Here is a 19630-nt window from a genome sequence, read left to right as displayed (position 1 = left end):
CCATCCGGCGCAACGCGGCGTCACAGAACGGTGTCCTGCGTGACGTTCCGTGACGGCCGACGGAGCGCTACCGTTGCGCCATGACAGCGCATCGTGTGACCGCCCCGGTGCCCCCGGCGGACGGCACCAAGGTGAAGGGTCCGGCGTCGTACTTCCCGAGCATCGAAACGACGTACGGGCGCCCGGTGCAGGAGTGGCTCGACCTGGTCGCCGACCGGCTCGACGACCACCAGCACATGGAGGTCGTCGGGTGGCTCAAGGCCGAGCACGGCCTCGGGCACGGGCACGCGAACGCCCTGGTCGCGTACGTGAAGCAGGCGCTGGCCTCCTGAGCGGTTTTGCGTGGTGTGGTGCCGCGGCGGTGTCGGTCGCGGTGCGTGGTGCGGCGGTGTCGGTCGTGCCGCGTGGTGCGGCGGGTGTCGGTGGTCGTTCCTAGCGTGGGGGCGTGGCCGAACCCGTCGATGCGTGGTGGCGCCGCCGACAGTGGTCGCGCGGCGAAGCGGTGCCGTACGCCGTCGGACAGTTCCGCGCCGACTGGGCGCCGTACCCGGTGCTCATCCGGCAGTACCACCCGGACTGGAACCACGGCGTCGTCCTGACCCAGGTCCCCCCGGCGGCCGAGGTCCTGCTCACCTGGGAGTGCGACGTCGGGCACGTCTTCGTCGCGACCCCGTCCGAACAGCGGTCCCGCCCGGGCCGTGAACGTCGGCGATCCGTGTGGTGCCCCGAGTGCGCGGTGCAGGCCCAACCGCAGCGGTGGCCGGTGCTGCCGTCGGACTGGCCGCAGGCCGTGCCGGTGCCGCAGCGGGTCGTCCGGAGTGCCGGACGACAGACGCTGCCCGCGGCTCCGGTGCGCGGGGTCCCGGCCGGAGCCGTCGCGTCGAGTCGCTCCCGGTCCCGTCGGCCCGTCGCCGGCTCGGCCGGAGCAGCACCCCGGCGGGCCGCCCAGTCCGTTCCCCGCACGATCTGCTCGAAGACCCCGCGGCTGCCGTCGGGTGAGTCGTTCACGAGCGTCTGCGCCCCGGCGACGGCCTCGGCGGTCGAGGCCGAACTCCGGGGCATGCTGTCCGAGCGGTTCGCGTTCACGTACGACCACTCCGCCATCCGACTCGACCGCCCGTTCTTCGACCACGTCGAGGCCTGGCCGGACATCATCCTGCCCGAGCTCCGCGTCGCCATCGAGTACGACTCCACCGGTCGGCACGGCCTCGAGCACGTCGGCCCGCGGCAGGAGACCGACCGGAAGAAGGACCGCGCCGTCCGTGCCGTGGGGTGGGAGGTCGTCCGCATCCGCACCGGGCGGCTCCCCGCGCTCGGCCCGTTCGACCTCCAGGTCTCCGGGATCTCCGGACGGACGGTCGACCGGCTGGCGGACACCCTGCGTGAGATCCGGGGCGCGCTGTTCGTCGACGCGTACGCCCGGTGACGCCGACGATCGGGGTACACGCACGACCCGCCGGGGTACGGCCCGGCTGGGAGCGGTCGCGAGCGACGGGTAGGTATACATGGTGACCACCGTCTTCTGTCTCCACGCGCTCGGCGCGAGTTCCGAGGAGTTCGCGCTGCTGCGCGCCGGACTCCTCGGCGACCTCGACCTGATCGGCATCGACCTGCCCGGCTTCGGCCGCAGCCCGGCGTCGTCCGGCACCACCGTCGAGGAGATGGCCGTCCTGGTGGAGCGCGCGATCGGGGCGAGTGGCTCGACGGAGTGGATGCTCCTCGGGCACTCGATGGGCGGCAAGGTCGCCACGGTGGTGGCCGACCGCACGATCTCCGGCGCGAACGGCCTGTTCGGTCTGCGGGCCGTGGTGCTCCTCGCCGCGTCCCCGCTCGCCCCGGAGCCGATGGACGACGACCGCCGCTGGACGATGCTCTCGTGGGCTGCCGGCGGCCCGATCTCCGTCGAGGACGCCGAGGAGTTCGTCGCCGCCAACACCGCGTCGCCCCTGGCGCCCGCGCGCCACATCGCGGCGGTGCAGGACGTCGAGCGGACCGACCCCGCCGCCTGGACGGACTGGTTGTCCCGCGGCAGCCGCGAGGACTGGTCGGACGCAGCCCCGAACCCCGTGCCGGCCCTGGTGCTCGCCGGTGCCGAGGACGGCGACCTCGATGCCGACGCCCAGCGCCGCCTGACCCTGCCGCACTGGCCGAACAGCGAGCTCCACGTCGTCGAAGGCGCCGCCCACCTGCTGCCCTGGGAACAGCCCGAGGCCGTGGCCGAGCGCATCCGCGACTTCTGGCAGCGCCGGGTCACGGGGTCGCCGGTCGTCCCCGTGGAGCACGCCCGCGTGATCGCCTCGCCGCGGGTCAGCGCCCGGACGCGGGGGCTGCTGGCCCAGCGCGCCCTGCCCGACGACCCGTCGGCCGCACCCCACGCACTGACGCCGACGCAGCTGGACACCCTCCGTGCGGTCGCGCGGATCGTCGTCCCGCAGCCCGGTACCGACCGGGTCGACCTGGCACTGCGGGTCGACGCGCAGCTCGCCGCGGGGCTCGGCGACGGCTGGCGGCCGGACGGCCTGCCGGTGGACGCCGAGGCCTACCGTGCCGCGCTCGACGTGCTCGCTGCACCGGCCCGCGACGGCGTGCTCGACCAGGCCCTCGAGTCCGTCGCTGTGGGGCGCTACCGCGCCGACGGCGACCTCGATGCCGAGCAGCTGCGCGCGTGGTTCGAGGACGCCAGCGTCGACCTCGTGAAGCACTGGCTCGCACACCCCGCCACCATGGCCGCCATCGACTTCGACGGCTACGCCAACGGCGGTGACGGCGTCCGCAAGCAGGGCTTCCAGCTGCTCGCGGCGGGCGAGCGCGAGGCCTGGGAACCCGAGGCCCCCGCCGACCCCGGCACCACCACCACGATCGACACCGCACCGACGACCGGAGCTGCACGATGAGACTCGACGGACAACGCACGTACGGCACGGACGACGTCGTCGACGTGGTGGTGGTCGGTACCGGGGCCGGGGGAGCGCCGCTCCTCGCATCGCTGGCCCGACGTGGCCTGACGGTCGTCGCGCTCGAGGCCGGCCGAAACACCGAGCCGGGCGACCACGTCCCGGACGAGGTCGCCGCCCCCGGTGACATCAACTGGATGGACGAACGGCTGAGCGGCGGCGGAGCCCCCACGGCCTTCGGCCCGAACAACAGCGGCACGGGCGTCGGCGGGTCGACGCTGCACTGGGGTGCGTTCACCCCGCGGCCGAGCGAGCACGACCTGCGGCTGCGGACCGAGAGCGGCGCGGGCCAGGACTGGCCGATCAGCCACGCCGAGCTCACCGGCTGGATCGAGCAGGTCGAGCACGACGTCGGCGTCGCCGGCCCCGAGCACTACCCGTGGGACCCGTCCCGCCGCTACCGGATGCGCCCGCCGGCCCGGAACGCCTCGTCGGACATGATGATGCGCGGCACCGCGGCCGCCGGGGTCACCGCGACCGACGCCCCGGTCGGCCTGACCACCGAGGACCGGCACCAGGAGCACCACGGGCTGCGCCAGGCCTGCGTGTCCTGCGGCTCCTGCCACCAGGGCTGCCGCAACGGCTCGAAGGTGTCGATGGACACGACCTACCTGCCCGCCGCCGTGGCGTTCGGTGCCGAGATCCGCCCGGAGTCCTTCGTGCACGGCATCGAGCTCGACGCGGCGGGACGCGTCGAGGCGGTCCTGTACACCGCCGACGGCCGCGAGCACCGCCAGCGCTGCCGGACCCTCGTCCTCGCCGCGGGCGGTGTCGAGACCCCGCGACTGCTGCTGCACACCGGTGTCGCGAACGGCAGCGGGCAGGTCGGCCGGAACTTCACGGCGCACGGAGCCACCCAGGTGTGGGCGCGGTTCGACGAGTCGATGCGCTCGTACCGCGGGTACCCGTCGTCGATCATCACCGAGGACTTCGTCCGACCGGCGGACGCCGACTTCGCCGGCGGCTACCTCATCCAGAGCCTGGGCGTGCAGCCGCAGACCTTCGCGACCTCGCTGGTCCGGGGCGGCGGACTCCGCGGTGCCGAGCTCGTCCGGGCGCTGCAGGACTACCCGTTCTCGGCCGGCGTCGGCATCAACGCCGAGTGCCTGCCGTACGACGACAACCGGCTCGCGCTGACCGACGAACTCGACGAGCACGGTGTCCCGCGTGCTCGGGTGTCCTTCACCCCTGGGTCGAACGAGGAAGCGATCCGCCGCCACGCGGTCCGCACGATGACGACCATCGTCGAGGCCGCTGGCGGTCAGGACGTCCGGGTGCTCGAACGCACGGCGCACACCATCGGCACCGCGCGGATGGGCACGGACCGCGAGACCTCCGTCGTCGACCAGGACGGCCGCTCGTGGGACGTCCCGAACCTGTGGATCGCCGACAACTCGGTGTTCCCGAGCGCGGTCATCGCGAACCCGGCGCTGACGATCATGGCGCTCTCGCTCCGCACCGCCGACCGCATGCTGCAGGCCGCCTGAGCAGGAGCCCCGACTGCCCGGTCGGGGCTCAGCCCCGCAGCGCGAGCGCCTCGCTCGTCCACCGGGCGTGCAGGTCCCACGGGTCGTCGACCCCGGCGGCGACGGCGTCCACGTGGGCCAGGAGTTCCGGCGTCACCCGGAACCACTCGGTACCCGGGTACCGGCTGGCGGCGAAGGCGGCGTGCCGTCGGCGTTCGAGGGTCCGGTCACCGCGCTCGAACGCCAGCAGGTCCTGGTGCGGGATCGCCGCGAGCCGCTGCCGGGGGTTCATCGTGGTGCCGATCTTGATGCGGTCGCCGAAGTCGTCGCGCATCCGCAGGTAGTAGACGACGTCGACCCGTGGGGGAGCGAGGTCGCCGTCCGGCACGTCGCCCCACCGCCACTCGCACCGGGCGCACACCGCACCTGAGGGGTACCGCACCCCGATCCGCGACCCGCACGCCGGGCACGGGCCGGGCAGGGCGTCCTCGATCCCGGGGTGTTCGGCCGCGAGGTCGGCGACGAACGCGACGTGCGCGCCGCACAGGGGGACGCCCGCGAGCCCGTCCGCGAGCACGCCTGCGCAACCCGGCACGCAGCACGAGGAGGTGACCATGCGCCGAACGCTAGCCCGACCCACCGACGTGCCCCGGGCCTCCCGGCCGCTGCGCGCGCCGGACGTACCGGGCGTCCCTGGTCGAACCGGGCGTCCCTGGTCGAATCGGGCGTCCCTGGTCGGTCCTTCTGACCAGGCATGCCCGTTCCCACCAGCCATCGCGCCCGTTCTGGGAAAGATCGGGCTTAACTGCGGAACTCGGCGCCCCGGACGTCCGCCGATCCGGGCGTACCGACCGAGATCGGGCGTGCCTGGTCGAATCGGGCGTACTGGGTCGAATCGGGCATACCTGGTCGGTTCTTCCGACCAGGTATGCCCGTTCCCACCAGCCATCGCGCGCGCTCTGGGAAAGATCGGGCGTCCCTGCGACAACCGGGCGCCCCGAACGTCCGCCGCTCCGGGCGTACCGACCAAGAACGCGCGTACCGAGTCGAATCGGGCGTACCTGGTCCGTTCTTCCGACCAGGTATGCCCGTTCCCACCAGCCATCGCGCCTGTTCTGGGAAAGAACGGGCGTACCTGCGGGAACCGGGCGTGCCGACCAATAGCGCGCGTACTGGGTCGAAACGGGCGTACCTGGTCCGTTCTTCCGACCACGTACGCCCGTTCCCACCAGCCATCCCGCCCGTCATGGGAAGGAACAGACGCGCAGACCGCCGTCAGTCGGTGAAGATCACCCCGACGGGCTCGCGCTTCTCCTCCTGGAACTCGTCCTCACCACGACCGAGCGCCCAGTACGCCGACAACGACATCTCGCGCTTCTCCAGCCCCCAGTCGTCCTGCAGCAGTCGACGGATCGCCTTCATCGCGGTCCGCTCGCCGTGCGCGAAGACCTGGACCGGCCTGGAGGCACGCGGCAGCCCGCGGGCCGTCTCCAGCAGGAGCGTGCCCGGCTGGGCGCCGGTGGCGTCCCGGTGCAGCCACCGCAGGTCGACCCCGGCCGGGTGCCGGATGTCCTGCTCGTCCGCGGGCCCGGCCACCTCGACCAGGGCGACCCCGGTGGCGGATTCGGGCATCGACTCGAGTGCCGCGCCGATCGCGGGCAGGGCGCTGTCGTCACCGAGCAGCACGTGCGTGACGGCCGGGTCGGTGGTGGGCGCGTAGCCGCCACCGGGTCCGGACAGGGCGAGCCGATCACCCGGCTGCGCGGACGCTGCCCAGGGCCCGGCGAGGCCCTCGTCGCCGTGCACGACGAAGTCGATCGCGATGGTCCGCGTGGTGTGGTCGACCGCCCGCACCGTGTAGGTGCGGCGGGCGGGGCGGTCCTGCTTCGGCAGGGTCTCGCGCAGGGCCTCGAGGTCGTACGGCGGCACGAGTCCGAGCGACGGCTTCGCGAGCAGGAGCTTGACGTACTTGTCGGTCGAGCCGAGTCGGTCGGGGGCGGCCTGGGCGACGAAGTCCTCGAAGGCCGAGCCGCCCAGGTGCACGCGCACCATGTGGGGCGAGAGCCGTTCGGTGCGGTCGACGACGAAGACGTGCTGGGGGCGTTTGGGTTTTGAGCTCATCGTGGGGGAGCTTCCTCTCGCGGGTTCGGCGCCACCTGGGTGATCCCTGCTTGACGCGCGCATCACTAAGGTTAGCCTTACCTCATGGACTCGACCGTCATCCCGTTCTCCGAGCTGCTGCGGCGTCGCACGCGGCGCTCGCACGGTTCCTCGGCCACGAGCGGCTTCATGCAGGACCTGCTCGGCGGCGACTGCGACGTCGCCGACTACGCGGACCTGCTCGGACAGTACGCCTTCGTGTACGACGCGCTCGAGCGGGCGGCGGAACGCATGGCCGACCACCCCGTTGCGGCGCCGTTCGTCACCGCGCAACTCACCCGAATGCCGGCGATCCGTGCCGACCTCGAGTACCTGATCGGCCCGGACTGGTCCGAACTGGTGTGCCCGCTGCCCGCGACGACCGCCTACGTGCGACGCCTCAACGAGGTCGCGGCGGAGTGGCCCGGCGGCTTCGTGGCGCACCACTACACGCGGTACCTCGGCGACGTGTCCGGCGGGCACGTGATCGGGCAGGTGCTGGCCGAGCGGTTCGGGTTCGACACGAACGGCGTCCTCTTCTACATCTTCGACCAGGTCGCCGACCCGAGCGACTTCGAGCACACCTACCGCGCCCAGCTCGACGCCGCGCCCTGGACGGCCGACGAGCAGGAGCGGGTGATCGCCGAGGTCGAGCTCGCCTACGAGCTGAACCGGGGGCTGCTCGCCGGCCTCGATGCCCGCCGTCGGCCGTTCCGTCAGGAACCGGGCAGCGCCTCCGTGCCTGCCTGACCCAGCGGCGGAAGTACTCGAGCAAGGCCGCGCGCGGGACCGCCCGGCCCCGCGCGGACCCGGCCCCGCGTCCGTCCGGACCCGGACCCTGCCCTGCCCCGCGTCCGTCCGGACGGTCGACGTCATGCGCCCCCGGGTGCCGATACGCTGCTGGGACCCGGGACCAGCCTCCCGGACGACCCGGAAAGGACTCCATGACGGCGATCGACGGATCTGCACGCCACGAGCGCGCGCGGGACGACGTCAGCGGTGCGGTCGACAGTGACCTGCGCGCCGACGTCCGGTACCTCGGCAACCTCCTCGGCCGGGTGCTGCGGGAGAACGGGGGTGACGAACTGCTCCACGACGTGGAGTCGTTGCGCGCCGCCGTGATCGACGCCTACGAGGGCGACCACGCCGAGGGCGCAGCGCGTGCCCAGGCGATCGTCTCGGGCATGTCGGCCGAACGCGCCGAGGCCGTGGCGCAGGCGTTCACCACCTACTTCCACCTGACGAACCTGGCCGAGGAGCACCACCGCGTGCGGGTCCTCCGGCAGCGCGGTGACGACGGTGGCGTGGCCGGCGACTCGTTCCCCGCCACCTACGCCGAGCTCGTCGCCGAGGTCGGCGAGGCCGAGGCCGCTGAGCGCCTCCGCACCCTGCGGTTCCACCCGGTGCTGACGGCCCACCCGACCGAGGCCCGCCGCCGCGCGGTCACCACGGGTGTCCGCCGCATCACGGACCTCATCGACGAGCGCGACCGCGCCCGGAACGCTACGGCCCGCGCCGAGAACGAGCGCCGGCTGCTCGAGGAGATCACGACCCTCCTGCGCACCTCGCCGCTCCGCACCACCCGGCCGACCCCGCTCGACGAGGTCCGCACCGCGATGAGCGTGTTCGACCAGACCCTGTTCGAGATCGTCCCGCAGGTCTACCGCTTGCTCGACGACCGGCTGCAGGGCGACGACGCCGGCCGCGCTTCCGTGATCGCGCCCGCGTTCGTGCGGTTCGGCACCTGGATCGGCGGCGACCGCGACGGCAACCCGCACGTGACGGCCGACGTCACCCGCCAGGCCGCCGAGATCGCGGCGGAGCACATCCTGCTCGGCCTCGCCCGCGCGACCACCCGCATCGGCAGCGCCCTGACGCTCGACGCGAGCGACACCCCCGCCGACGCCGGGCTCACCGCCCTCGTCGCCGCGCAGGAGTCCCTCGACCCCGGCATCGCCGAGCGCATCGGCGTCCGCGCACCGAACGAGACCCACCGCCGTGCGCTCCTGTTCGTCGCCGCGCGCATCGACGCCACCCGGACCGGCACCACGCCGCTGGCCTACGACGGTCCCGAGGCGCTGCTGGCCGACCTCCGCACGATCCAGGTGTCGCTCATCGCAGCCGGCGCGATCCGCCCGGCCAACGGCGAGCTGCAGAACCTGATCTGGCAGGTCGAGACCTTCGGGTTCCACCTGGCCGAGCTCGAGGTCCGCCAGCACTCGCAGGTGCACCGCACCGCCCTGGCGGAGATCGGCGCCGGTGGCGAACTGAGCGAGACCACCGAAGAGGTCCTCGCCGTCTTCCGCACGATCGCCGGGCTGCAGTCCCGCTACGGCGTCCGCGCGGCGAACCGGTACATCGTGTCGTTCACGCAGTCCCCGGCCGACCTGGCGAACGTGCACGAGCTCGCGGTCGCCGCGCTCGGGTCCGCCGAGGCTGCGCCGGTGCTCGACGTCATCCCGCTGTTCGAGACCTTCGCCGACCTGCACGCCAGCGTCGACATCCTCGACGAGGCCGTCCGCACCGAGGCGTTCCAGCGACGTCTCGCCGCGACCGGCCGTCGGCTCGAGGTCATGCTCGGCTACTCGGACTCGTCGAAGGACGTCGGCCCGGTGTCCGCGAACCTGGCGCTGTACGACGCGCAGGCCCGCATCGCCGACTGGGCCCGCGACAACGACATCGAGCTGACCCTGTTCCACGGCCGGGGCGGTTCGCTCGGCCGGGGCGGCGGTCCCGCCAACGAGGCCGTCCTCGCGCAGCCGCCGGGATCGATCGACGGCCGGCTCAAGCTCACCGAGCAGGGCGAGGTCATCTTCGCCCAGTACGGCGACCAGGACATCGCCGCGCGCCACCTCGAGCAGATGGCCTCGGCGACGCTGTTCGCGTCGACGCCGTCGAACGAGGCGCGCACCGCCGCCGCGGCCGCCCGGTTCGCCGACCTCGCCCAGCAGCTCGACGACGTCTCGCGCGTCGCCTTCTACGACCTGGTCAAGGCCGACGGCTTCGCGCCGTGGTTCGCCCGGGTCACCCCGATGGAGGAGATCGGCCTGCTGCCCCTCGGCTCCCGCCCGGCCCGTCGTGGTCTGTCGGTGGAGTCGCTGGAGGACCTCCGCGCCATCCCGTGGGTGTTCTCGTGGACGCAGGCGCGCATCAACCTCGCCGGCTGGTACGGGCTCGGCTCCGCGCTCGAGGCCGTCGGCGACGTCGATGTCCTCCGCGCCGCCTACGCCGAGTGGCCGCTCTTCGCCGCGATGATCAAGAACGTCGAGATGTCGCTCGCGAAGACCGACGAGCACATCGCCCGCCGGTACCTCGAGCTCGCCGACCGCGACGACCTCGCTGCGAAGGTGCTCGACGAGATGGTCCGCACCCGCGACTGGGTGCTCCGCGTCTCCGGCGGCAGCGACGTGCTCGAGGACCGACCCGTCCTGGCCCGCGCCGTTCGCCTCCGCAGCCCGTACGTCGACGCGTTGTCGCACCTGCAGCTCCGTGCGCTGCGCGCCATCCGCACGTCCGGCAGCACGGACCCGACGGACGCCGACCACCGGCTCCTGCTGCTCACCGTCAACGGGATCGCGGCCGGCCTGCAGAACACGGGCTGACGCCCCCACCCCACGGACAGGAGGCCCGGTGCCAGCTGGCACCGGGCCTCCCGTCCGTCCCCGCGCACGTCCCGGGCCGCACTTCGTGAGCAGGAACGGTCGCCTCCGGCACCACGAACCGACCATTCCTGCTCACGAAGTGCCCGTCGAATCGATTCGGGGACGCGTAGCGTGTCCGAGGTGACGACGGAGCGCAGCGTGGGACCGACGACGACCGTGCTGCCCCCGATCGTGCCGCTGGCGCTCATCGTCGGGGTCTCGCCGTTCGCGACGGACATGTACATCCCCGCACTCCCGGCCATCGCGCGCGACCTCGGCACCACGCCCGGCGCCGTGCAGCTGTCGCTCACGGCGTTCCTCGTGGCCTTCGCGGTCGGCCAGCTGCTCGTCGGACCGGTGAGTGACGGGATCGGTCGTCGGCCGATGCTCGTCGTCGGGACCGCCCTGTTCGCCATCGCGTCGGTCGGCTGCGCGCTCGCCCCCGACGTCGTGACGCTGGTGGTGGCCCGCGTCGCCCAGGGACTCGCCGGTGCCGCGGGTGCCGTGGCCGGTCGGGCGATGGTGTCCGACGTGACGAGCGGCACCCGGATGGCGAAGGTGTTCGGCACGCTCGCGGCCATCAACGCGATCGGACCCGTGGTGGCCCCGCTGGCCGGGGGAGCGGTGCTGACGGTCGGGACGTGGCGGCTCATGTTCGTCGTGCTGGCCGTGCTCGGCGCCGTGTTCTTCGTGGCCGTGGTCCTGCGGTTCCGCGAGACCCTGCCGCCGGAGCGTCGTGGTGGCGTCGGGTTCGCGGCGAACGGGCAGCGGATCCGCGAGCTCCTGGCGATCCCGCGGTTCCGGGCCTACGTGCTGAGCGGGGTGCTGTCGACGGTGGGGTTCTTCGCGTACATCGCGACGAGCTCGTTCGTGTTCCAGTCGGAGTTCGGGTTCTCCGAGGGGCTGTACACGCTCGTCTTCGCCACGAACGCGTCGATGATGATCGTCACGACGCTGCTGTTCGGTCGGCTCGTCGGGCGGTTCAGCGAGGACGCCCTGCTGACCCTGGGCCTGGTCGTCGGGACGGTCGGAGCCACAGCCGTGCTGGTGTCGGCGCTCCTCGGGCTCGGGCCGGTGCCGGTGTGGTGCGCCCTTGCGGTCGTGACCGCCGCGTGGGGCTTCGTCCTGCCGGCGGCGATGACCCGCACGCAGCACGTCGGCGCGGCGCACCCGGGCACCGCGGCTGCCCTGCAAGGCGGGCTGACCTTCGGCATCGGCGGTCTCGGCACCCCGCTCGCCGGCGCCCTCGGCGGCACCGCACTGGCGATGGGCGGGGTGATGGCAGCGCTGATGGCCGCGGCCGTCGTGGTGCAGGTGACGGCGACGCGGCGAAACCGGTCCCACAACTGACGGTCCGAGCCGGTAGGTTGCTGGTTGCAAGGCGCACCGAACTGAGGAGACCCCCCGAGATGGACATCGTCGTACACGAGGCGGAGACCGACACCGCCGTCCTGGAGTGCAGCGGCCGGCTCAACATGGTCTCCGCGCCCACGTTCCGCGAGACCGTCGCCCAGATCGTCGGCAACGGGCGTTCGCGGCTCGTGGTCGAGCTCTCCGGGGTCGAGTTCATGGACTCCTCCGGCCTCGGCGCCCTGGTCGGCAGCCTGAAGACCGCGCGGCAGGCCGGCGGCGACCTCCGCATCGCGGCACCGTCGGAACAGGTCCAGATGGTGCTCAAGCTCTCCAACATCGACAAGATCCTGCGGACGTACCCGGACGGGGACGCCGCGGTGACCGACTGGTGATGACCGCCCCCGTCGCCGAGCACATGCTCGCACTGGCGTGCCCTCCGGACGACGTGTCCGCCGTGCACGAGTTCCTGGCGGGCGTGTGGCAGCACGAGCCGTCCATCGCTGCCGAGGACCGGATGGCCCTCGAGCTCGCCCTCGTCGAACTCACCTCGAACGTCATCGAGCACGGCGCCCGCCCGGACGGTGTCTCGTGCGAGCTCCGGCTCGAGATCGGTGACGAGCGTTTCCAGGCGCTGCTGTCCGACGACGGGGTCGCGGCGACGGTGGATCCCGACGCCGCCGTGCTGCCCGACGACTTCGCCGAGGGCGGTCGTGGGCTCGCCCTCGTCCGCATGGTCGTCGACGACCTGCGGTACGAACGCGTCGCCGACCGGAACCGCTGGACGGTGCTGCGCTCCCGGCATTGAGCGGGAGCACGGCCGTCCCGCACCGACGGAGCCGACCGGTCGTCCGCCCAGCGCACTCCGTGGGCCGCAAACCGCAATGACGGGTCGGCGATTGTCGCGTTTCCCGGACACCGTGTCACGATTCGCGCGATGACTGTCGACCCTGATCCCCGGATCCGGTTCGAGACGTCCGGCGCCGGACTCGACGCGGCCGTGCAACTGTACGAAGAGGCCTACGAGAGCACGGGGTTCTCGGCGTCCCGGACCGATCGTCCGTTCGCGTACCGGTTCCAGGTCGTGGGCGACGGATCGATGACGTTCCGCTCCACCCGGTTCGACGGGCGGATGCAGGGCGAGGTCGAGGTCCCCGACGAGTACGTCGTGATGTGGACGTCGGACGGCGGTGGCCGCGTCGACGTCGGTCGCCAGGAGGTCGACTTCGCACCGGGGACCCCGCGGGTCTTCCCGACGCGGCGTCCGTTCGTGTTCGACCTGCAGGACGTCCGCCAGAGTCTCGTCCAGTTCGATCGGACGTACCTGGAGCGCGTCGCCGCCGAGGTGCACGGCACCCGGCCCGGCCCCCTCGTGTTCGACCACACCGCAGCGCCCCGGCCCGAGGACCTCCGCGCCTGGAACACCCGGGTGCAGCGCGCCGCGGCGATCGTGCTCGGCCCGGCGCCGCTGAACGAGCTGGCCCTCGCCGAGACGGTGCGGGAGACCGCGCTGGCCTTCCTCCGCACGTTCCCCCACGAGTCCATCGCCCCTGACGTCACGCTGCCGCAGGGAGCCACGGGGCGTGTGCGCGAGGCCGTGGAGTTCATGCACGCCTTCGCCCACACACCCATCACCACGACGGACGTCGCCGAGCACGTCGGCCTGAGCGTCCGGGGGCTGCAGCAGGCGTTCCAGCGGCAGGTGGGCACGGCACCGAACGCCATGCTCCGTGGCATCCGGCTGGACCGCGTGCACGAGGAACTCCGCCGCGGGTCGGCGGGCGACCTGACGGTGGCGAGCGTGGCGTTGCGCTGGGGCTTCGCGCACCTCGGCCGGTTCTCGGCGGCGTACGCGTCCCGCTTCGGGCAGTACCCGCGCGACACGCTGCAGCAGCCCCGCGGTGCGGTCCCGCAGCTCTGAGCGGAACCGGGAGCCACGCGTCACACTCCGGAACGGTGCCTCGACGGTTCGCTACGCTGCCCGGGTGAGCAGACCGCGACCGTGGGTGATCGTCCCCGGCATCTGGAACTCCGACCCGGACCACTGGCAGTCCGTCTGGGAGCGGGAGCAGCAGGACGAGCGCGACGAGCACGGCCAGCGCGACGAGCACGGCCAGCGCGACCAGCGCGACCAGTACCAGCAGCGCGCCGCCGTCCGCATCGCCCCCACCTCGTGGAGCGACCCGGACCCGGACGACTGGCGCGCCGCGATCTCGACGGCCGTGGCCTCGTGCACGGAGCCCCCGGTCCTCATCGCCCACAGCCTCGGCGTCCTGGCCGTCGCCGACTGGCTCGCCACCACGGCGGATGCCTCCACGCTCGTCGCCGGTGCCTTCCTCGTCGCCCCGCCCGACCCGCTCGGCGACACGTTCCCGGACGAGGCATCGGGCTTCGTGGCGCCGCGCCCGGTGCCCTCCGCCCAGCGGGTCCCGACACGCCTCGTCGTGAGCGACGACGACCCGTACTGCAGCGCGGACCGGGCAGTCGTGTTCGCCGATGCGATGGGCGCGGACGTCGTCCGCGTCGGTGCCCTCGGGCACGTGAACGTCGCGAGCGGCGTGGGGGACTGGCCCGCGGGCCGGGAACTGCTGCGGGCGTTCGAGGACGGCCTCCGCCCACCTCGGTGACGTCGGGCGCGACACGCCGCTCAACTCCGCCGCGATATGGCAGGCGGTGCAGCGACACACCGCGGATGTCCCGCGTTTCGGCCCGCGCGATATTTATCCTTCGGACATGGAGACCCAGTCCGGCGCACGCACCCCGCTCGTGGACCCGTTCGGCCGCGAGCTCGAGGAGTGGCTCCGCGACGCACCGGCGACCCGTGCCCCCTACGTGCCGGACCTCGTCGTCCCGCCCGTCACCGGCCCCGTGCAGCGCCCCGGACACGCCGCGAGCAGCAGCACCGCAGCGACCGCCGACGCGACGACCGCCGAGCAGCCGACCGCCCCGGCACACGTCGCCACCTTCGCCCCGGCAGACGAGACCACCCGGTCGGCACCCGTGGCCGCCCCCGCGTTCCGTCGCGACCGCGCCCGCCACGCCGCCGTCTGCGCCCCGTCGTTCCCGGAGCCGCCGGAGCGTCTGGCCCTGCGCATCGAGGACCTCGCGGTGGAGGTGTCCTCGTCCACAGGACGCAGCAGCATCGAGCGCATCGTCCTGCTCGAGGACGAGGTCCGCCGCCGTGACGAGGACCTCGCTCGCCTCGCCGCGTGGGAGGCCACCGTCGCCGACTCCGACGACCCCGAGGTGACGGCCGCCCGCGCCTTCGCCCACACCGTCTTCGCCGACCTGCTCACCGACGCCGCCGCCGAGGCGGACCGCCGCGACCGTGCCGCAGCCCGCCGCGCAGCAACCGCGCCGGTGGCGCTCGTCACCCGGCCGGCACCCGTGCCGACCCGCGCAGCACCGAACGTCCCCGCAGCAGCGCAGGCAGCTGCACCCACCGCGGAAGCCGCGCCGGTGGTGGAACTCGTCACCCCGGAACGCGACGAACCCGTCCGACCGGTGCTGGGCCTCCCGGCCGTGTCCCCGGTGTCCGCGACCACGCGACCCACCCCGCTCGTCCTGCCCGCCACCGGGCCGACGGTCATCGACCGCGCGGCCTTCGCCGCCGCGCTCACCGCGCACCAGGGCGTCACCGCGAGCACGCCGGTCGTCCTGCCGGACGCCGTCGCCGCACCCCTCGTCCCGGCCCCCGTCGCGGACGCGACGGAAGCCGACACCGACACCGTTACCGACACCGCGGCAGCACCGGCCCCGGCCGGCTGGTGGTCGCGACTCGTCGACCGCCTGCTCGGCCTGCTCGGTCGTCGCTGACGACCCGCGGCCGCAGCGCGGTCGCCTGCACTGCTTCCGGTCACACCGCTTCCGGCTGCACTGCCTGGAGGCCCGGATCACCCCACACGGATCGGCTGCCCCGTGCGGGGCGGTCGCCTCGGTAGACTGATGGGATGCCGACGCTCCGCGAACTCCAGGCCGTAGTCGAGGACCTGTGGCCCGCCGCCGGTGCCGAGTCGTGGGACTCCGTCGGGCTCGTCGCAGGCGACCCGGACGCCACCGTCGAGCACGTGCACCTCGCCGTCGATGCGGTCCCCGCCACCGCACGGGAAGCCGTCGAACTCGGTGCCGGGCTCCTACTCACGCACCACCCGCTGCTGCTCCGTGGGGTGACGACGATCGCCGAGTCGACCTACAAGGGCAGCGTCCTCGCGACGCTGGTGCGCGGCGGCAGCGCCCTGCTCGCGGCGCACACCAACGCCGACGTCGTGACGACCGGCACCTCCGCCGTCCTCGCCGACCGCCTCGGGCTCACCGAGCAGCGACCGCTCGACGCCGGAACTGACCCCGACACGGGCATCGGTCGCGTCGGCGTGCTGCCCGAGGGGACGACCCTCGGCGCCCTCGCCCGCAAGCTCGTCGACCTGCTGCCACCGACGGCCACCGGCGTCCGTGTCTCCGGTGACTTCGACCAGCCCGTCCGCACCGTGGCGCTCTGCGCGGGCGCCGGCGACTCGTTGCTCGGCCACCCCGCCGTGCTCGACGCCGACGTCTACATCACGAGCGACCTGCGGCACCACCCGGCCTCGGAGTTCCGCGAACAGGCGCTCCTCGGCGGCGGGCCGGCGCTCATCGACACCTCGCACTGGGCCACCGAGTGGCTCTGGCTCGACGTCGCCGCAGAGCAGCTGCGCACCCGGGCCGGGGTCCGCGTCACCGTGAGCGACCTCCGCACCGACCCGTGGGACTTCGCCGTCCTGCCGGCCGCCGAACCCACCACCCCCACAGAAGGAGCCTGACCATGAAGGCAGCACCCGAGGACCAGGTCATCCTCCTCGACGTCCAGCGTCTCGACAACGACGTCACCCGCATCGCGCACCGCATCACGTCGTTGCAGAAGGGCGACCAGCTGACCGAGCTGAGCAAGCAGGCCGCGGCGCTCCGGAGCGAACTCGTCGCCGCCACCGGCGAGGTCGAGGACGCCGAGCGCGACCTCGCCCGCCTCGAGTCCGACACCGCGGTGGCACAGGCCCGTGTCGAGCGCGACACCACGATGCTGCAGAACGTCGCGAACGCGAAGGACGCCGCCGGGCTGCAGAGCGAGCTCGACTCGCTGCAGCGGCGCATCGGCGGCCTCGAGACCGCGGAACTCGAGATCATGGAGAACCTCGACGGCCTCCGCGCCCGGGTCGGTGACATCGAGGCGAAGCTCGCCGACGTCGAGGCCGCCCGTGGTGGTCTGGTCGCCGAGCGCGACGCGGAGATCGCCCGGCTCACGGCCGACCGCGAGTCCGCCGAGCAGGCCCGCGCCGACGTCGCCGCCAAGGTGCCGGCCGAGCTGCTCGCCCTGTACGACCGGCAGCGTGCGCGCTATGGCTTCGGCGCCTCGCTGCTGCAGGGTGGCGTGTCGACGGCCTCGGGCGTGGCGCTCAACAACTCCGACCTGCAGACCATCCGCCGGGCTGCGCCCGACGACGTGGTGCTGTGCCCCGACAGCGACGCGATCCTGGTGCGGACGGCCGAGTCCGGGCTGTAGTCGCGAGCGACGTCCGGGGCTCCTGTCCGTCCTGGGCTGGTCGCAACGCGTCGCGTGCGTGCCGCCGAGCGGTCACGAACTGTCGGCTGCGGCCGTGCCGGCCGACGGTTGGTGACCGCTCGGCGAACCTGAGCGGGGAGTCCTGACCGCGCGCGCCGCCTGACGGGAGGCCCGTGGCGGCGCCGCACCGCGCCTCCTGTCCGTCGTGGGCTGGGCGCAACGCGTCGCTCGCCTGGCGCCGAGCGGTCACGATCTGTCGGCTGCGGCCGTGCCGGCCGACGGCTGGTGGCCGCTCGGCGAACCTGAGCGGGGAGTCGTGACCGCGCGCGCCGCGCACGCCGACCGACGCCGACGAACGCGGCACGGAGGAGGGGCGAATGGGCCGGCCGTACGCCGGGTTCTGTCCCGCCGCTTGCACGGCGGTGACGGCCATCTCTCTCGGACCGACGTTGCCGTCGGCCTCCAGCGGTCTACCCGAGGACTCGGCGAGCAGCCTCAACGTCCTCTGTCTGACCTTGCTCCGGGCGAGGTTTACCGAGCGGATCCGGTCACCCGGACCCCTGGTGGTCTCTTACACCACCGTTTCACCCTTACCGACGTTGCTGCCGGCGGTCTGCTTTCTGTGGCACTGTCTCGCGGATTGCTCCGGGTGGGTGTTACCCACCGCCCTGCTCTGTGGAGCCCGGACGTTCCTCGGCGCTCCCGGGGGAGCGACGCGACCGTCTCACCGACCCATTCGCTGGAGCGAGTCTACCCGGCTCCGCGGTGCCCGACGCGAGGGAGCCGCACGCACAGGCGTACCTGATGAGAACGGGCGTACCTGGTCGGAAGTTCCGACCGGGTACGCCCGATTCGACCAGGGACGCTCGACCCGAACTAGACGCTGCGCGCCGCCAGGGTCGCAGCGCCGATGATGCCGGCGTTGTTGCGGAGCGTCGCGGGGATGATGTCCGCCTGCAGGTCGAGCAGCGGGAGGAACTCCTCGTACTGCTTCGAGACCCCGCCGCCGACGACGAACAGCTCGGGGGAGAGCAGGGCCTCGAGCGTCGAGTAGTACTTCTGCAGACGCTTCGCCCAGTGCTTCCACGACAGGTCGTCGCGCTCCTTGGCGGCGAACGAGGCGCGCGACTCGGCGTCGTGGCCCTCGATCTCCAGGTGCCCGAGCTCCGAGTTGACGATGAGCACGCCGTCGTTGATGAGCGCGGTGCCGATGCCGGTGCCGAGCGTCGTCACGATGACCAGGCCGTCCTTGCCCTTGGCCGCACCGAACTGCTGCTCGGCGAACCCGGCGGCGTCGGCGTCGTTGACGAAGTGGATCGAGCGGCCGAGTTCCTTCTCGAACAGCGCCTCGGCCTCGAAGCCGATCCACTTCTTCGACACGTTCGCGGCGGACATCGTCTTGCCGTCCCGTACGATCGCCGGGAAGCAGACCCCGACGGGCACGTCGTCACCGGGGGCCAGCTCGCCGATGATCTCCTTGACCACCGCCGTGATGTCCTGGGGCTTCCCGCCCTCGGGCGTGGCCTTCTTGATGCGGTCCGTGGTGAGGGCGCCGGACGCGACGTCGACGATCGCGCCCTTGATGCCCGTACCACCGATGTCGACGCCGACTGCGAGGGAGGTCATGAGGTTGTCGTGCCTTTCGGTTGCCTGCCGGAGGTGTCCGGTCAGGAGACGGTGAGGAGCTCCGCGCCGCGTTCGGTGACGACGAGGGTGTGCTCGAACTGCGCGGTCCACGACTTGTCACGGGTCGAGACCGTCCAGTCGTCGGACCAGATGTCGGCCTCGATGCCGCCGAGCGTGAGCATGGGTTCGATGGTGAACACCATGCCGGGTTCGATCACCGTGTCGTACTGCGGTGCGTCGTAGTGGGGGATGATCAGGCCGGAGTGGAACGCCCGACCGACGCCGTGTCCGGTGTAGTCGCGGACGACGCCGTAGCCGAAGCGCTTCGCGTACGCCTCGATGGCACGGCCGATCACGTTGACCTGCCGGCCCGGGGCGACGGCCTTGATGCCGCGACGCAGTGCCTCTTCGGTCCGGGTCACCAGGTCCGACACCTCGGGCGCGGCCTGCCCGACGACGAACGTGCGGTTCGTGTCGCCGTGCATGCCGTCCTTGTAGGCGGTGATGTCGATGTTGACGAGGTCGCCCTCCTGCAGGACGGTGTCGTCGGGGATGCCGTGGCAGATGACCTCGTTGAGGCTCGAGCAGAGCGACTTCGGGTAGCCGCGGTACCCGAGGGTGGAGGGGTAGGCCCCGTGCGCGACGACGAACTCGTGCCCGATGCGGTCCAGCTCGTCCGTGGTCACACCGGGTCGGATGGCCTCGCCGACGGCGTCGATGGCCTGCGACGCTATGCGTCCCGCGACCCGGATGCGCTCGACCTCGTCCGGTGTGTAGGTGTCACCGAGACCGTGCTCGTGGGGCTCGACCTTCCCGACGTACTCCGGACGCTCGATGTCCTTCGGGACGGCGCGGTGCGGGGAGATGCGGCCGGCGGTCAGGTGTCCGTGTTCGTCCCGGGGCATGCGGACCACTCTAGCC

The 19630-nt window shown here is 72.7% G+C and carries 18 protein-coding genes and 1 other RNA gene; 14 read left to right on the top strand and 5 right to left on the bottom strand.

The features are described 5' to 3' along the window. The first annotated feature begins 80 nt into the window (after positions 1 to 80). The 4 genes from QRN49_RS12435 (at position 81) to QRN49_RS12420 (ending at position 4441) form a co-directional block, all read left to right on the top strand. Complete coding sequence (locus QRN49_RS12435) at positions 81 to 332, top strand: DUF4287 domain-containing protein (RefSeq protein ID WP_214542073.1); 252 nt, start codon at positions 81 to 83, stop codon at positions 330 to 332. 113 nt (positions 333 to 445) lie between these two features. Next, positions 446 to 1426 (top strand): putative endonuclease domain-containing protein, encoded by a 981-nt coding sequence (locus QRN49_RS12430; protein WP_284756171.1) that lies wholly within the window; start codon positions 446 to 448, stop codon positions 1424 to 1426. A gap of 82 nt (positions 1427 to 1508) precedes the next feature. Next, complete coding sequence (locus QRN49_RS12425) at positions 1509 to 2894, top strand: alpha/beta fold hydrolase (RefSeq protein ID WP_209130961.1); 1386 nt, start codon at positions 1509 to 1511, stop codon at positions 2892 to 2894. Next, positions 2891 to 4441 carry a GMC family oxidoreductase gene (locus QRN49_RS12420; RefSeq protein ID WP_284756167.1) on the top strand — a complete coding sequence of 517 codons (1551 nt, stop codon included), beginning with the start codon at positions 2891 to 2893 and terminating at the stop codon, positions 4439 to 4441. Before QRN49_RS12425 ends, QRN49_RS12420 begins: the two co-directional genes overlap by 4 nt. Before the next feature lie 28 nt (positions 4442 to 4469). Here the strand turns inward: QRN49_RS12420 and QRN49_RS12415 are convergent, their stop codons facing one another. Both QRN49_RS12415 and QRN49_RS12410 read right to left on the bottom strand, forming a co-directional pair. Then, positions 4470 to 5036 carry a GIY-YIG nuclease family protein gene (locus QRN49_RS12415; RefSeq protein ID WP_259492436.1) on the bottom strand — a complete coding sequence of 189 codons (567 nt, stop codon included), beginning with the start codon at positions 5034 to 5036 and terminating at the stop codon, positions 4470 to 4472. Positions 5037 to 5695: 659 nt separating this feature from the next. Continuing rightward, positions 5696 to 6541 (bottom strand): siderophore-interacting protein, encoded by an 846-nt coding sequence (locus QRN49_RS12410; RefSeq protein ID WP_284756165.1) that lies wholly within the window; start codon positions 6539 to 6541, stop codon positions 5696 to 5698. A gap of 84 nt (positions 6542 to 6625) precedes the next feature. Here QRN49_RS12410 and QRN49_RS12405 point away from each other — a divergent pair, with 84 nt between their 5' ends. The 10 genes from QRN49_RS12405 (at position 6626) to QRN49_RS12360 (ending at position 17083) form a co-directional block, all read left to right on the top strand. After that, positions 6626 to 7309, top strand: a complete 684-nt coding sequence (locus QRN49_RS12405; RefSeq protein WP_284756163.1) for a biliverdin-producing heme oxygenase — start codon at positions 6626 to 6628, stop codon at positions 7307 to 7309. Between the two features lie 194 nt (positions 7310 to 7503). Further along, positions 7504 to 10161: a phosphoenolpyruvate carboxylase gene (locus QRN49_RS12400; RefSeq protein ID WP_284756161.1), complete on the top strand. Its 2658-nt coding sequence runs from the start codon at positions 7504 to 7506 to the stop codon at positions 10159 to 10161. Between the two features lie 198 nt (positions 10162 to 10359). Further along, complete coding sequence (locus QRN49_RS12395) at positions 10360 to 11550, top strand: multidrug effflux MFS transporter (RefSeq protein WP_284756159.1); 1191 nt, start codon at positions 10360 to 10362, stop codon at positions 11548 to 11550. Between the two features lie 59 nt (positions 11551 to 11609). Continuing rightward, the gene (locus tag QRN49_RS12390) at positions 11610 to 11945 is read left to right on the top strand and encodes an STAS domain-containing protein (RefSeq protein ID WP_017886068.1); all 336 of its coding nucleotides are present in this window, start codon (positions 11610 to 11612) and stop codon (positions 11943 to 11945) included. Continuing rightward, positions 11945 to 12358, top strand: coding sequence for an ATP-binding protein (locus QRN49_RS12385; protein WP_111022921.1), 414 nt, complete (start codon positions 11945 to 11947; stop codon positions 12356 to 12358). Before QRN49_RS12390 ends, QRN49_RS12385 begins: the two co-directional genes overlap by 1 nt. A gap of 129 nt (positions 12359 to 12487) precedes the next feature. Next, positions 12488 to 13471, top strand: coding sequence for a helix-turn-helix transcriptional regulator (locus QRN49_RS12380; RefSeq protein ID WP_111022920.1), 984 nt, complete (start codon positions 12488 to 12490; stop codon positions 13469 to 13471). Positions 13472 to 13535: 64 nt separating this feature from the next. Next, a complete protein-coding gene (locus tag QRN49_RS12375) occupies positions 13536 to 14177 on the top strand; it encodes an RBBP9/YdeN family alpha/beta hydrolase (protein WP_284756154.1) in 642 nt (213 codons plus the stop codon). Positions 14178 to 14283: 106 nt separating this feature from the next. Beyond that, the gene (locus tag QRN49_RS12370) at positions 14284 to 15366 is read left to right on the top strand and encodes a hypothetical protein (RefSeq protein ID WP_284756153.1); all 1083 of its coding nucleotides are present in this window, start codon (positions 14284 to 14286) and stop codon (positions 15364 to 15366) included. Between the two features lie 134 nt (positions 15367 to 15500). Continuing rightward, positions 15501 to 16346, top strand: a complete 846-nt coding sequence (locus tag QRN49_RS12365) for a Nif3-like dinuclear metal center hexameric protein (RefSeq protein WP_284756151.1) — start codon at positions 15501 to 15503, stop codon at positions 16344 to 16346. A gap of 2 nt (positions 16347 to 16348) precedes the next feature. Beyond that, positions 16349 to 17083: a zinc ribbon domain-containing protein gene (locus tag QRN49_RS12360; protein ID WP_027465445.1), complete on the top strand. Its 735-nt coding sequence runs from the start codon at positions 16349 to 16351 to the stop codon at positions 17081 to 17083. A 374-nt stretch (positions 17084 to 17457) separates the two neighbouring features. Here QRN49_RS12360 and rnpB read toward each other — a convergent pair. The 3 genes from rnpB to map all read right to left on the bottom strand — a co-directional run bounded on the left by rnpB (position 17458) and on the right by map (position 19614). Then, positions 17458 to 17818: RNase P RNA component class A (gene rnpB / locus QRN49_RS12355), an RNA gene on the bottom strand. 141 nt (positions 17819 to 17959) lie between these two features. Then, entirely contained in the window at positions 17960 to 18709 is a 750-nt protein-coding gene (ppgK, locus tag QRN49_RS12350; protein ID WP_027465446.1) for a polyphosphate--glucose phosphotransferase, read from the bottom strand. A 41-nt stretch (positions 18710 to 18750) separates the two neighbouring features. Beyond that, positions 18751 to 19614: a type I methionyl aminopeptidase gene (map, locus tag QRN49_RS12345; protein WP_071403965.1), complete on the bottom strand. Its 864-nt coding sequence runs from the start codon at positions 19612 to 19614 to the stop codon at positions 18751 to 18753. Positions 19615 to 19630: the final 16 nt, after the last annotated feature.

The sequence above is a fragment of the Curtobacterium sp. ME-Dv--P-122a genome (assembly GCF_030209645.1).
GTDB classification, from domain to species: domain Bacteria; phylum Actinomycetota; class Actinomycetes; order Actinomycetales; family Microbacteriaceae; genus Curtobacterium; species Curtobacterium flaccumfaciens.
Note: the sequence above shows the minus strand (reverse complement) of the source record. Positions and strands in the feature narration are given on the sequence as shown.

Coding starts and splice junctions, on each gene's coding strand:
- QRN49_RS12435 (WP_214542073.1), top strand. CDS start 81: ATGACAGCGCATCGTGTGACCGCCCCGGTGCCCCCGGCGGACGGCACC.
- QRN49_RS12420 (WP_284756167.1), top strand. CDS start 2,891: ATGAGACTCGACGGACAACGCACGTACGGCACGGACGACGTCGTCGAC.
- QRN49_RS12415 (WP_259492436.1), bottom strand. CDS start 5,036: ATGGTCACCTCCTCGTGCTGCGTGCCGGGTTGCGCAGGCGTGCTCGCG.
- QRN49_RS12410 (WP_284756165.1), bottom strand. CDS start 6,541: ATGAGCTCAAAACCCAAACGCCCCCAGCACGTCTTCGTCGTCGACCGC.
- QRN49_RS12405 (WP_284756163.1), top strand. CDS start 6,626: ATGGACTCGACCGTCATCCCGTTCTCCGAGCTGCTGCGGCGTCGCACG.
- QRN49_RS12400 (WP_284756161.1), top strand. CDS start 7,504: ATGACGGCGATCGACGGATCTGCACGCCACGAGCGCGCGCGGGACGAC.
- QRN49_RS12390 (WP_017886068.1), top strand. CDS start 11,610: ATGGACATCGTCGTACACGAGGCGGAGACCGACACCGCCGTCCTGGAG.
- QRN49_RS12385 (WP_111022921.1), top strand. CDS start 11,945: ATGACCGCCCCCGTCGCCGAGCACATGCTCGCACTGGCGTGCCCTCCG.
- QRN49_RS12380 (WP_111022920.1), top strand. CDS start 12,488: ATGACTGTCGACCCTGATCCCCGGATCCGGTTCGAGACGTCCGGCGCC.
- QRN49_RS12370 (WP_284756153.1), top strand. CDS start 14,284: ATGGAGACCCAGTCCGGCGCACGCACCCCGCTCGTGGACCCGTTCGGC.
- QRN49_RS12365 (WP_284756151.1), top strand. CDS start 15,501: ATGCCGACGCTCCGCGAACTCCAGGCCGTAGTCGAGGACCTGTGGCCC.
- QRN49_RS12360 (WP_027465445.1), top strand. CDS start 16,349: ATGAAGGCAGCACCCGAGGACCAGGTCATCCTCCTCGACGTCCAGCGT.
- ppgK (WP_027465446.1), bottom strand. CDS start 18,709: ATGACCTCCCTCGCAGTCGGCGTCGACATCGGTGGTACGGGCATCAAG.
- map (WP_071403965.1), bottom strand. CDS start 19,614: ATGCCCCGGGACGAACACGGACACCTGACCGCCGGCCGCATCTCCCCG.